10 protein-coding genes are annotated in these 13,378 nt (G+C 40.6%); 9 read left to right on the forward strand and 1 reads right to left on the reverse strand.

The window, feature by feature from the left end; translation table 11 throughout:
- Positions 1–296: 296 nt before the first annotated feature.
- The 9 genes from hutU to radA all read left to right on the forward strand — a co-directional run bounded on the left by hutU (position 297) and on the right by radA (position 11,970).
- Positions 297–1,970 carry a urocanate hydratase gene (gene hutU, locus B371_RS0106435; protein ID WP_019413484.1) on the forward strand — a complete coding sequence of 558 codons (1,674 nt, stop codon included), beginning with the start codon at positions 297–299 and terminating at the stop codon, positions 1,968–1,970.
- Positions 1,967–3,220, forward strand: coding sequence for an imidazolonepropionase (hutI, locus tag B371_RS0106440; RefSeq protein WP_019413485.1), 1,254 nt, complete (start codon positions 1,967–1,969; stop codon positions 3,218–3,220). Before hutU ends, hutI begins: the two co-directional genes overlap by 4 nt.
- Positions 3,221–4,186, forward strand: coding sequence for an agmatinase family protein (locus B371_RS0106445; RefSeq protein ID WP_019413486.1), 966 nt, complete (start codon positions 3,221–3,223; stop codon positions 4,184–4,186).
- A 1-nt stretch (position 4,187) separates the two neighbouring features.
- Entirely contained in the window at positions 4,188–5,513 is a 1,326-nt protein-coding gene (locus B371_RS0106450; protein WP_019413487.1) for a YjiH family protein, read from the forward strand.
- Between the two features lie 315 nt (positions 5,514–5,828).
- Positions 5,829–6,299, forward strand: a complete 471-nt coding sequence (locus tag B371_RS0106455; RefSeq protein ID WP_019413488.1) for a CtsR family transcriptional regulator — start codon at positions 5,829–5,831, stop codon at positions 6,297–6,299.
- Between the two features lie 11 nt (positions 6,300–6,310).
- Complete coding sequence (locus tag B371_RS0106460) at positions 6,311–6,856, forward strand: UvrB/UvrC motif-containing protein (RefSeq protein WP_019413489.1); 546 nt, start codon at positions 6,311–6,313, stop codon at positions 6,854–6,856.
- Positions 6,846–7,946 carry a protein arginine kinase gene (locus B371_RS0106465; RefSeq protein WP_019413490.1) on the forward strand — a complete coding sequence of 367 codons (1,101 nt, stop codon included), beginning with the start codon at positions 6,846–6,848 and terminating at the stop codon, positions 7,944–7,946. Before B371_RS0106460 ends, B371_RS0106465 begins: the two co-directional genes overlap by 11 nt.
- On the forward strand, positions 7,936–10,383 hold the full coding sequence (locus B371_RS0106470) for an ATP-dependent Clp protease ATP-binding subunit (protein WP_019413491.1): 2,448 nt from the start codon (positions 7,936–7,938) through the stop codon (positions 10,381–10,383). The genes B371_RS0106465 and B371_RS0106470 overlap by 11 nt, the downstream gene beginning before the upstream one ends.
- 210 nt (positions 10,384–10,593) lie before the next feature.
- Complete coding sequence (gene radA, locus B371_RS0106475; RefSeq protein WP_019413492.1) at positions 10,594–11,970, forward strand: DNA repair protein RadA; 1,377 nt, start codon at positions 10,594–10,596, stop codon at positions 11,968–11,970.
- A 586-nt stretch (positions 11,971–12,556) separates the two neighbouring features.
- Here the strand turns inward: radA and B371_RS0106480 are convergent.
- Positions 12,557–12,790, reverse strand: a complete 234-nt coding sequence (locus tag B371_RS0106480; RefSeq protein WP_019413493.1) for a hypothetical protein — start codon at positions 12,788–12,790, stop codon at positions 12,557–12,559.
- Between the last annotated feature and the right edge of the window lie 588 nt (positions 12,791–13,378).

Raw genomic sequence — 13,378 nt, forward strand, 5'->3', positions numbered from 1 at the left:
GGAACGCGTCTGCCTGGAACGGAAATCCACGGCTTATAAGAGAAAAATGCGAGTATGGGAACGAAATCGTTCCCATACTCGCATTGATGTTCTAAGAGGACTTTTTCAGTGCCCTCCAAAATTATTTGGTTTTTTTTTGTAAAAAAGAAGGATTATATGAGATAAATAATAAAAGTAATAAAAAGGTAGGTTATTTAGTCATTAAACCATAATAAGTATTACATTTCATAATTAAATTAACTGAAACTTCAAGTTATAATTAATACATAGAATAAATTTAAGGGAGATGATGAGAAATGACATCAAATACAAAAGATCGCGTTTTCCGTTACAGAGGAACAGAATTAAATACAAAAGGATGGCAGCAAGAGGCTGCACTTCGTATGCTCATGAATAACTTGGATCCAGATGTGGCGGAGCGCCCTGAGGATTTAGTTGTTTATGGTGGAATCGGTAAAGCCGCTAGGAACTGGGAATGCTTTGACGCAATTGTGCGTTCATTGAAAGAGTTAGAAAATGACGAGACATTACTCGTTCAATCTGGAAAGCCAGTAGCGATTTTCAAAACACATTTAGATGCACCACGTGTATTAATTGCGAATTCTAATATCGTACCGGCTTATGCAAACTGGGAAACATTCCATGAACTCGATAAAAAAGGGTTGATGATGTACGGCCAAATGACGGCTGGTAGCTGGATTTATATTGGTTCACAAGGAATTGTCCAAGGAACGTATGAAACATTTGCGGAACTGGCCAAACAACATTTCGGCCAATCGCTAAAAGGAACAATCACCTTAACTGCTGGTCTTGGTGGAATGGGCGGAGCTCAACCTTTAGCGGTAACGATGGTTGGAGGGGTGTGTATTGGTATTGAAGTTGATGAAACACGTATCGACCGACGTATTGAAACACGCTATACAGATGTTAAAACTGATTCATTAGATGAAGCCATTCGATTAGCTGAAGAAGCAAAAGCGGCAGGCAAAGCATTATCAATCGGCTTGCTTGGAAATGCCTCTGATATATTGCCACAAATGATTTCACGAGGCTTTATTCCAGATGTTTTAACAGACCAAACTTCAGCGCATGATCCGTTAAATGGTTATATTCCATCGGGCATGTCATTACAAGATGCAGCAAAACTTCGCGAAGAAAATCCAACTGAATATGTAAAAATGTCAAAAGCATCTATGGCGAAACATGTGTCAGCGATGGTAGAGATGATGGATAAAGGTGCAATTACGTTCGATTATGGAAACAATATCCGCCAAGTTGCTAAAGACGAGGGTGTTGAACGTGCATTTGATTTCCCGGGATTCGTACCAGCTTATATTCGTCCACAGTTTTGTGAAGGAAAAGGACCTTTCCGTTGGGTTGCGCTATCTGGTGATCCAGAAGATATTCTTAAAACGGATGAAGTTATTTTACGCGAATTTAGTTATAACACACATTTATGTAACTGGATTAAAATGGCGCAAGAGAAAATTCAGTTCCAAGGCCTTCCTTCTCGTATTTGTTGGTTAGGATATGGCGAAAGAGCACGTTTCGGAAAAATCATTAACGATATGGTCGCTAGCGGCGAACTTAGCGCTCCGATTGTAATCGGTCGTGACCATTTAGATTCAGGTTCAGTTGCTTCACCAAACCGTGAAACAGAATCAATGAAAGACGGCTCGGATGTCGTAGCAGATTGGCCAATTTTGAATGCGATGGTCAATGCAGTTGGTGGTGCTACTTGGGTATCAGTTCATCATGGCGGAGGCGTCGGGATGGGGTACTCAATCCACGCTGGAATGGTGATATTAGCAGATGGTACGAAAGAGGCAGAAGCTCGCATAGAGCGAGTGTTAACAACAGATCCAGGAATGGGTATCGTTCGTCACGTGGATGCTGGTTATGATTTGGCGATTGACACAGCACGTGAAAAAGGCGTTAACATTCCTATGTTAAAGGGGGATGAGGTATGAGACCAGTTTGGATAAAGAACGCTGCACAACTTGTTACTTTAGCTGGTGAAAACGGACCTCGACGTAAAGAGGCTATGTCAGATCTTCAACTTATTGAGGACGGTAGTGTGTGGATTGAAAACGGTGAAGTACTAGCGATTGGGTCTACTTCAGAGCTTGAAGCAGCGTTCGAAGCGCGTGCTCAAGAAGCTGATGTCGTAGATGCAACAGGACGCTTAGTAACTCCTGGTTTAGTTGATCCACATACGCATGTTGCTTATGGAGGAAGCCGTGAACGTGAATTTGAAATGCGTCTTGAAGGCTCAACTTATATGGAAATCATGAATGCTGGTGGAGGTATTCACGCAACAACACGTATGACACGTGAAGCAACGGAAAATGAATTAGTCGAGCAAACAACGCGTCGTCTTGATTCGTTCCTTGCACACGGGGTGACAACGGTTGAAGGGAAAAGTGGATACGGATTGGACTTAGAAACAGAATTGAAACAACTTCGAGTTATGAAGCGGTTAAATGAAAGTCATCCAATCGATCTAGTACCAACCTTTATGGGCGGCCATGCCGTTCCCCAGGAATATAAGGGACGGGAAGAAGAATATATTGATGTATTGGTGAATGAGATGTTACCAAAAGTAGCGGATGAGGGTCTTGCGGTGTTTAATGATGTGTTTTGTGAGGTAGGTGTGTTTACGCCTGAGCAAGCGGAACGTATTCTAATAGCGGGAAAAGAACTTGGTTTAATTCCTAAAATTCATGCCGATGAAATTAAGTCTTATGGTGGTGCAGAACTTGCCGCTAAAGTGGGCGCGATTTCAGCTGAGCATTTATTGAAAGCATCAGACGAAGGAGTTCGTTTAATGGCTGAAGCGGGAGTAATCGCATGCTTATTGCCAGCAACAGCATTGTATTTACGTGAAGATGCTGCTAAAGGTCGTGCGATGGTAGATGCAGGTGTTGCGGTAGCAATTTCAACAGACTGCAACCCGGGGTCTTCGCCAACAACTTCAATGCCACTAGTCATGAATTTAGCATGTATTTCGATGCGTTTAACACCAGCAGAAGCCTTAGTTGCAGCAACGATTAACGCTGCCTGTGCAATTAATATGCAAGATAAAGTTGGGTCGCTTGAAGTAGGTAAACAGGGCGATGTTGTGATGTGGAACGTTTCTAATTATCAAGAACTGCAATATTTATTTGGGGTCAATCATGTTCATTCTGTTTGGAAAAAAGGCCTTCAGGTGGTGGGTTAAATGAAACATTTACAGCAACCTGAATGGTCTTGGCGAGCAGGGGAAGGCGATTTCGTCCACCAATGGGTAAAGCCTTTAAATGATGAGACTGAGATTCCAGATATGATTCTTTATGGTGCGCCTATATCACGATCTTCTATCAGTGTGTCAGGCGCATCATTATACCCGATGGAGTTCCGTAAACTTTGGAAAGGGTTCTCTACATATAACTTGGATGAGGATTTGGATTTATCGGGCTATGCCGTTCGCGATGCGGGAGATGTCACCATGCACACGACAAATATTGCGCTGTCACATCAACGAATTGAAGAAACAACGAGTGAATTGGTACGTACATTTGACTTGGCGACTACTTGTTTAATTGGGGGAGATCATTCCGTCACGGCCTGTGCAGTTCGTGGAGTAAAGGAAGCTTTTCCTTCAGAACGAGTTGGCATCTTGCAACTAGATACTCATTTAGATGTGAGGGATCCAGCGGAATTAGGTCCAGCAAACGGAACGCCAATACGTCAGTTGATTGACGGTGGAACTGTACGTGGTGAAGACGTCGTGAATATCGGTTTACATGGATATTTTAACGCGGCTCCACTTGTTACCTATGCCAAAGAAAAAGGTATTCGGATGGTAACTTTACGCAAAGCACGTGAGCTAGGGGTGGCTCAGTGCGTAGTGAACGAACTATCTTTATTAGCAAAAAAAGTCGACCGTGTGTATGTGACCATTGATATGGATGTACTCGACATAGCGGTTGCGCCTGGCGTACCAGCGTCTACACCAGGTGGGATGAGTGCCGAAGAATTGTTTAAGAGTTTGCTAGCGATAGGTCAGCATAAAGCTGTTCGACACATCGATTTCGTTTGCTTAGATCCAACGAGAGATACCGCAACAAACGCAACTGTTAAAACTGGTGTGTATGCGTGGTTGGAATTTATCACAGGGAGAGTTTTATTACAAAGGGGGAAATAACATGCAACAAGTGGGGGAAAGTTCTAGTTTAATAACGGAATCACGAGCACCAATGTGGAAGTTTTTCATCTATAGTTTTATCGGTGCATTTATGTTTTTTGTTCCAGTCACAATCGGTGAAAAAAGATCAATCATGCTCGATCACATTGTCTCGTGGATCCAATTACATGCAACAGGGGTGTTGCCATACTATGCGCTTATTATCATTTTAGCAGGAGCGATATATCCTTTTGCGTCAGGTACGTGGAATAAGTCGACTGTGGACAAAGTGTTCTCACTATTTAAAGTAATGGGTTTAGTTGTCGGAATCATGATTGTCTTCGAATTCGGTCCAGCATGGTTATTCCGTCCAGACATGGGACCTTTCTTATTTAATAAACTAGTCATCTCGGTTGGTTTATTAGTGCCTATTGGAGCAGTGTTCTTAGCTTTACTTGTCAGCTATGGATTACTCGAGTTCATTGGAGTCCTCATGCAACCAATCATGCGACCTGTATGGAAAACTCCTGGTCGTTCTGCAATCGATGCAGTAGCATCTTTTGTTGGATCATATTCTTTGGGGCTTCTAATCACCAATCGTGTGTATAAAGAAGGAAAATACACAGCTCGTGAAGCGGCTATTATCGCTACGGGGTTCTCGACTGTTTCAGCAACGTTTATGGTCATTGTAGCCAAAACTCTAGGCTTAATGGAAATATGGAATACTTTTTTCTGGGTTACATTATTGGTTACGTTTGCAGTTACGGCCATCACGGTTCGAATTTGGCCGCTTGGTAGCATGAAAGATGATTACTATGAGGGGGCTAAACCTCAACCAGAACTTAAACCAGAAGGTGGACGATTAGCCGCAGCATGGCGTGAAGCGAAAGAAACAGTAGCGCATGCACCTAGTTTAGGTACAAATATATACGTAAACGTTCGTGATGGTTTGCTAATGGCAATGGCGATTTTGCCTTCTATTCTATCAATCGGTTTACTAGGCATTGTGTTGGCAACATTTACACCTTTGTTTGATTGGGTTGGCTATATATTCTATCCATTCACTGCTTTATTACAATTACCTGAACCAATGCTTATAGCAAAAGCAAGTGCGATCGGAATTGCAGAAATGTTCCTACCAGCCTTGCTAGTTGTTGAATCGGCTATTGTTGTGAAGTTCGTTGTGGCGGTCGTTTCTGTATCGTCCATCATCTTCTTCTCTGCGCTTGTGCCTTGCATCGTGGCGACAGAAATTCCGATTTCCATTCCAAAGCTAATCGTCATTTGGGTTCAACGTGTTATCTTAACTCTGATAATTGTCACACCAATAGCATATTTACTATTTTGATAGATAAAACAGCCATCCTAAAGGGTGGCTATTTTTGATTTGAATTATATCGTAAGTGATGACTTCTTTCAAACAGTAGCGCAGCGTAAACAAAACCATTTAAGTCTGATCATTTCACAAATGAGGCAACCTTAAAATAACACTCAACTAATTTTTTCATATCTTTCACTCGTTGACACAGCTCATTTGATACAGATTATTTGCACACTTTCATCACCCCTTATATAATTAAGTCAAAGTTAGTCAAAGTCAGAGACTTACTTTAGATATCCCCTCTGACTCGCACTCAAATCTAATTTGTCAGGAGGTGATTGCATGCGTAATATATCGGACATAATTGAAGGGTATTTAAAGAAAGTTATCGAATTAGATGATAAGGGGCATGTTGAGATAAAGCGTAATGAAATCGCTGAGCAATTTCAATGCGTGCCTTCACAAATTAATTATGTAATTAATACACGTTTTACGGCAGACCGTGGATATCTTGTTGAAAGCAAGCGAGGTGGAGGCGGCTATATTAGAATAGTTCGAGTCCGTGCTCACACTAAGGTGGATTTGATTGATACCATCCTAATGAGTTTAAAGCTTGGAGCATCTCAAACAATGACGGAAGATATTGTATTTCGTCTAATCGATGAGGAAGTGGTAACGAAGCGTGAAGCGAAGATGATGCTAGCAGCACTAGATCGCACAACGCTGGTTTTACCATTGCCTCATCGTGATGAATTACGTTCGCGGATATTGCAAGCGATGCTTTTAACAATAAAGTATGAACAGTTAAAGTGAGGCGACCTTGAATGATATGTGAAAATTGTAAGCAGCGTCCGACAAAAGTAACCGTAACCGAAATACAGAACGGCGAGCATGTGCAACGTCATTATTGTGAAGAATGTGCAAAGGAGTTTCATCCCTTTCATTTAAACTTTGAGCAGGATCCACTTTCGCTCCACCAATTATTATCTAATTGGTTTGGTATTACGGAAAACAAACAACAAGAACAAAAGCGGCAACCTCAAACAGTCACTTGTAGTTCGTGTGAGTGGACATTCCGGCAGTTTATTAATAAAGGAAAGTTTGGTTGCGCAAGTTGTTATGAAAGTTTCCGTGAACAACTGCCAGATGTGTTTAGTAAATTGCATAACGGTAATGTAAAGCATGTTGGGAAAATACCAGGTGCATTTGGTCAAACTCTACATTTGAAAAAACAAATTGAATCGCTTCGTACATTAATGCGGACTGCGATTGGAATTGAGAATTTTGAAGAGGCGGCAAGACTTCGAGACGAAGTTTACGCTTTAGAGAAACAGCTAGAAAGCGGAGGTGAAAATCACGATGAACATTGAACACTTTCTGAATAACTCCGTGATGAGTTGGATGGCATTTGAGGGTAAATATGCAGATATTGTGATGAGTACGCGTATTCGGCTTGCTCGAAATTTAACAGGGTATCGTTTTCCTCTTTCTTTTTCTGAAAATGAGGCCCTGCAAGTAGATAAAGCTGTTTCAGCTGTTTTACTTGATGAAGAAGCGGAACTTGAAACGACCTTTTCGTATATAGATATAAAAGGGCTTTCTACGTTAAACCGACAAGTTTTAGTTGAAAAACATTTAATTAGTCCAAAGCTTGCCAACTCAGAAATAAATGGCTCCGTTTTATTATCAGATAACGAGGCAGTTAGTGTGATGATCAATGAAGAAGATCATATTCGCATACAATGTATTTTTCCGGGTTTGCAATTGCAGGAAGCATGGCGTCAAGCAAATAATATTGATGATATCCTTGAAAAACAATTACCGTATGCATTTGATGAACAATTTGGCTATTTAACGAGTTGCCCAACTAATACGGGAACTGGCCTACGATCATCAGTAATGATGCATCTACCAGCACTTACGATGACCAACCAAATGAACCGCATCGTCTCAGTCATATCGAGACTTGGGTTGGTTGTTCGCGGAATATATGGTGAAGGTAGCAAGGCTCTCGGCAATATATACCAAGTGTCTAATCAAACAACACTCGGTAAATCCGAAGAAGATATTTTAACTGATTTACAGAGTATTACCGAACAAATTATTGAAAAAGAACGAGAAGCAAGATTAGCTCTTATGAATACAAGAGAGAATGCATTGAAAGATCGTTTGTATCGTTCATTAGGAGTGTTAACGCATGCTAGACTTTTGTCAACAGAAGAAGCGGGACGCTGTTTATCTGATGTTCGTCTTGGAATTGATCTAGGATTGATTAAGAATATTAATGTTTCGATTTTGAATGAATGCATGATTTTTATGCAACCAGGTTTTTTGCAAAAATATGCTGATACTTCCCTTCAGCCAGAAGAACGCGATGAGTTCCGTGCAAAGATGTTTAGGGAACGGTTGCAAGTGAAAAATAACATAGACGATGAAGGAGAGGAAACTCATGATGTTTAATCGATTTACACAACGAGCACAAAAGGTGCTTCAACTAGCCCAAGAAGAGGCAATCCGTATGAAACATGAATCCATTGGAACTGAACATATATTATTAGGACTAATCCGTGAAGGTGGCGGGATTGCTGCAAAAGCGATGGAAGCAATTGAAGTGAGTCCAAAAATGATCGAAGATAGTATTGAAGAACTTGTAGGTATGGGAACAGGTGAAGTAGGACCCATCGTTCATTACACGCCAAGAGCGAAGAAAGTTATCGAATTGTCGGTGGATGAATCTCGTAAACTAGGGCATTCATACATTGGAACAGAACATCTATTATTAGCATTAATTCGCGAAGGTGAAGGCGTGGCAGCACGTGTACTTAACAATTCTGGAGTTAGTTTGAATAAAGCACGTCAGCAAGTGTTGCAATTATTAGGAAGTAATGATCACGTTCAAGCAAGCGGGGGAGGTAGTTCTACAGCGAACACACCAACACTTGATGGTTTGGCACGTGATTTAACACAAATCGCACGTGAGGGAACTCTAGATCCTGTCATTGGACGTAGCAAAGAGATTACACGTGTTATTGAAGTATTATCTCGACGCACGAAAAATAACCCAGTTCTAATTGGAGAACCAGGCGTTGGTAAAACAGCAATAGCTGAAGGACTTGCTCAACAAATTGTTGCAAACGAAGTCCCAGAGTCTTTACGTGACAGACGCGTCATGACTTTAGATATGGGTACTGTTGTAGCCGGAACGAAATACCGTGGTGAATTTGAGGATCGTTTGAAAAAAGTGATGGATGAAATTCGCCAAGCTGGAAACATTATTCTTTTCATCGATGAACTCCACACGTTAATTGGTGCTGGAGGTGCTGAAGGAGCAATTGATGCGTCAAATATTTTGAAACCATCACTTGCCCGTGGAGAGCTTCAATGTATTGGTGCAACCACGCTTGATGAGTACCGTAAATACATTGAAAAAGATGCTGCTTTAGAGCGTCGATTCCAACCAATTAAAGTCGATGAGCCTTCCGTAGAAGAGTCCATTCAAATCATTCAAGGATTACGTGATCGTTACGAAGCGCATCACCGTGTGAAAATAACAGATGAAGCTATTGTAGCAGCGGCGAAAATGTCGGATCGATATATTTCTGATCGATTCTTACCTGATAAAGCGATTGATTTAATTGACGAAGCAGGTTCAAAAGTTCGTTTACGCTCATATACAACACCGCCTAACTTAAAAGAATTAGAAACACGTTTAGAAGCGATTCGCTCAGAGAAAAATGCGGCAGTTCAAAGCCAAGAGTTCGAAAAAGCAGCAGCCTTCCGTGATACCGAACAGAAAATGAAGGAAGAACTCGAAAGTACGAACAAGTCTTGGAAAGAGCAACAAGGCAAAGCGGAGTCTGAAGTAACAGTAGAAGATATCGCGGCAGTTGTGTCTATGTGGACAGGAATTCCGGTTGCGCAACTCACACAAACAGAATCTGAGAAATTATTGAATCTTGAAGATATCTTACACAAACGTGTTATTGGTCAATCAGAAGCCGTTACCGCAATTTCTCGTGCAGTACGTCGAGCGCGTGCGGGATTAAAGGATCCAAAACGTCCAATTGGTTCATTTATCTTCTTAGGACCAACAGGTGTTGGTAAAACTGAACTTGCACGTGCACTCGCTGAAAGCATGTTTGGCGATGAAGATGCAATGATTCGTGTCGATATGTCTGAGTACATGGAGAGACACTCCACTTCACGTCTTGTAGGTTCACCACCGGGATACGTAGGACATGAAGAAGGCGGCCAATTGACAGAAAAAGTCCGTCGTAAGCCGTATTCTGTAATCTTGTTAGATGAAATTGAGAAAGCACATCCGGATGTCTTCAATATCTTGTTACAAGTGTTAGAAGATGGCCGTTTAACAGATTCTAAAGGGCGTACAGTTGATTTCCGTAATACGATTGTTATTATGACATCTAACGTTGGAGCAGAAGCGTTGAGAAAAAACAAGTATGTCGGTTTCAATTTGCAAGACGGTGGACAAAAGTATAAAGATATGAAAGGTAGAATGCTCGAAGAGTTGAAGAAAGCTTTCCGCCCAGAGTTCTTAAACCGTGTGGATGAAATGATTGTGTTCCACTCACTTGAAAAAGAACATTTAGCAGAAATCGTTACGTTGATGACAGCCCAATTGACGGAACGCTTGAAAGAACAAGAAATCGAGTTAGAGTTAACTCCGGCAGCTCAAGAGAAGATTGCCAAAGAAGGCTACGACCCAGAATATGGTGCTCGTCCGTTACGTAGAGCACTTCAAAAACATGTTGAAGATCGCTTATCTGAAGAACTATTAAAAGGCACAGTTTTAACTGGACAAAGAACGATTGTTTTTGATGTAGAAAATGATGAGTTTATAGTCCGTATTGACGCAAAAGAGCCAGTAGTAAAATAAAACAGTTGGGGCATTCCGGCTAGCTTGATCGGAATGCTCTTTTTTACATAAGTAATCATTTTTTCTTTTAAAAATAATAATTATTGTCTAGCTACAAGCGCCAGCTTACAGCCCATTAAGTGGGGGACGCTTGGCCCATGGTTGCGGGTCATAAAGGTTTAGCGACACGATGTGACTAAACCTCTGTAGCTTTTCTACATAGGAGGAACTATGGCTAAACGTAAAACGAAATTTATGTGTAACTCGTGTGGGTATGAATCTGCCAAATGGATGGGGCGATGCCCAGGTTGCGGTGAGTGGAATACGATGGTAGAAGAGGTAGAAGTGACCACTAAAGGACCTCGTCGCACTTTCCAACATTCTGAAGAAAGCATGCAAAAAGCATTACCGATTACGGCTATTGAAACTGACGAAGAACCACGTGTGAAAATTAATCTTTCAGAATTTAATCGTGTGCTCGGTGGAGGGATTGTACCCGGTTCACTTATATTAATTGGTGGAGATCCGGGTATCGGAAAGTCCACATTGCTACTTCAAGTCTCAGCGTTACTGGCTAATCAAGGGCAACGCGTGTTGTACATGTCAGGAGAAGAGTCTATTAGACAGACTAAACTTCGTGCAGAGCGACTAGGTGTTGATTCTTCCGAATTGTATATATACGCCGAAACCAATTTGGAATTGGTAAACGAAGCAATCGATCAGGTCCAACCGAAGTTTGTCGTTATCGACTCCATTCAAACGGTGCACCACCCAGATGTCACTTCTGCACCAGGAAGTGTAACCCAAGTACGTGAATGTACAGCGGAGTTAATGCGTATTGCGAAAACTAAAAATATTGCTATTTTCTTAGTGGGCCATGTGACGAAAGAAGGGCAAATCGCAGGTCCAAGAATACTTGAACATATGGTGGATACAGTGCTTTACTTCGAAGGTGAACAACATCATACGTATCGTATTTTACGTTCGCAGAAAAACCGTTTCGGATCAACAAATGAGATTGCCATTTTTGAAATGTTACAGAGTGGTCTGAAAGAAGTACTAAATCCTTCTGAACTATTCTTGCAAGAACGATCACAAGGAGCGGCAGGGTCAAGTGTAGTAGCGTCAATGGAAGGCACTCGACCGATACTAGTCGAAATACAGGCTTTAATCACACCGACTAGCTTTAACTACCCGAAACGTATGGCGAGTGGAATCGATCAAAACCGTGTCCAGCTATTAATGGCTGTCTTGGAAAAGCGAATGGGTATGTTACTACAAACTCAAGATGCCTACATCAAAGTAGCTGGTGGTGTTAAATTAGATGAACCCGCCATCGATTTAGCTGTACTGACAACAATTGTCTCGAGTTTCCGTGATTTAGCCGTCAGTGCGCATGATTGTTTTATCGGAGAAATCGGTTTGACAGGTGAAGTCCGCCGTGTAGCACGAGTTGAACAGCGCGTGCAAGAAGCAGCCAAACTTGGATTTAAACGTGCGATTATTCCCGCGTCAAATCTAGGGGGATGGGATTATCCACCAGGAATCCAAGTAGTCGGCGTTGAAAACGTAAGTGATGCATTAAAAATAGCATTCCCTAACTTGTAAAAGGTCGTATTACTTACAGATTTCTCGAACGAGAAAGTACACTCTTTTAGGTGTGGGATGATAGATATCAAGGCGCCTACGCTGGTTCTGCCAAGGCATATGTATGACATCTTATGCAGTACAGTGTATATAAAAAACTAGTGTTTCTTTCCTGAATTATTGAGGAAAGAAACGCTAGTTTTTGTTATATTATGTTTACTAATTTCAAAAAACTTTTCAAAGTAGTGAGAATTTAGAAATAGCGAGATCACGCTACAAAATCGAAGCGAAAAATTGAAACAAAACAGGGTATGATGTAGCATTATATGTAGCAATTTGGTATGCAGAAACAAAGAGTAGACCGCTAAAAGGTTAGTCAAGTATTGTCTTTTTATCTACAGGAGTTTTCATACAAAAATATATAACTATAGGGCGCCAGGAACCCAGTATATGAGACTAACATGTTGAAATGGAATTTGTTAGGTGTGACTCTCGTTTAAACGATTAATGTGTGGCGTGATTTCCTTTTTCAAAAAAAACACTTGATGATGGCATTTCTTTTTGGGGTTAGTAAAAAATAGTTCTTAGTCTTTATTTTTTTATCGTTCTATTGTTCGATTGTTTTATTTGGAACTGAAAAACTATATGAGTTAGTAAATTGGTTGTGAATTACCAATTCATATTCAAGATTATTTTCTTCTGCTCTTTCCACTAATAAATTTATCTGAGAAGAATTTAAATAACTTTGAGAAAACGTTAAAAATAAGGCAAGAACACTAATCAATAACAGGATTAAAATTATTACTTGTCCTCCATCTGGTATAGATATTTTGGAAAGCATAGTGATTCCTCCTTTTATATAAACTCAAATTATCTATTCTTATATTATACTATATAGGAATTAAATGGAATTAGTTTATTTTATTTAATTCTTAGCACCTTCTTTTAAAAAACAGAAGAAATAAGAGAGAATTTATGAAAAGCAAAAAAATTAGTTTTATCTACAACTCTTTATAGCTTTTTCGTTAAAGATAACATCGAGTATTGTGAAAATAGCAATTTTGGATAGTGGAATTAATGAAAAGAATTTAATTCATACAAATTACGCGTTTATCTTGAATTTCTAGTGAAAGTGAATTTTATTTAGTGATACATTCGTATTTAGTAATTCGATTTAATTTATGTGTAAGTACTTTCATTTTAAAAAATTAAGGTGATTTTTTATATTTATAGAACTATATTGTTATCACTGTTATTTTAAACAGGAGAATGATTGTAGTGGAAGGCGGCGACTCCAGCGGGAAAAGCGCGTCCAGTGAGACCCCGCAGGAAACGAATTGGGCAAAAGCAATTTTGCCCAATTCGTTTGCGACGAAGCTAGCGAAGCGATGCAGGAGCACCGGTTTTTCAAGCGACGAGGAGGCTCACG

This window comes from Paenisporosarcina sp. TG20, from assembly GCF_000286315.1.
Taxonomy (GTDB): Bacteria; Bacillota; Bacilli; order Bacillales_A; family Planococcaceae; genus Paenisporosarcina.

Excerpts from the sequence above, each read along its gene's own strand:
- B371_RS0106480 (WP_019413493.1), bottom strand. The coding sequence starts at position 12,790 with ATGCTTTCCAAAATATCTATACCAGATGGAGGACAAGTAATAATTTTA.
- B371_RS0106455 (WP_019413488.1), top strand. The coding sequence starts at position 5,829 with ATGCGTAATATATCGGACATAATTGAAGGGTATTTAAAGAAAGTTATC.
- hutI (WP_019413485.1), top strand. The coding sequence starts at position 1,967 with ATGAGACCAGTTTGGATAAAGAACGCTGCACAACTTGTTACTTTAGCT.
- hutU (WP_019413484.1), top strand. The coding sequence starts at position 297 with ATGACATCAAATACAAAAGATCGCGTTTTCCGTTACAGAGGAACAGAA.
- B371_RS0106460 (WP_019413489.1), top strand. The coding sequence starts at position 6,311 with ATGATATGTGAAAATTGTAAGCAGCGTCCGACAAAAGTAACCGTAACC.
- B371_RS0106465 (WP_019413490.1), top strand. The coding sequence starts at position 6,846 with ATGAACATTGAACACTTTCTGAATAACTCCGTGATGAGTTGGATGGCA.
- radA (WP_019413492.1), top strand. The coding sequence starts at position 10,594 with ATGGCTAAACGTAAAACGAAATTTATGTGTAACTCGTGTGGGTATGAA.
- B371_RS0106450 (WP_019413487.1), top strand. The coding sequence starts at position 4,188 with ATGCAACAAGTGGGGGAAAGTTCTAGTTTAATAACGGAATCACGAGCA.
- B371_RS0106470 (WP_019413491.1), top strand. The coding sequence starts at position 7,936 with ATGATGTTTAATCGATTTACACAACGAGCACAAAAGGTGCTTCAACTA.
- B371_RS0106445 (WP_019413486.1), top strand. The coding sequence starts at position 3,221 with ATGAAACATTTACAGCAACCTGAATGGTCTTGGCGAGCAGGGGAAGGC.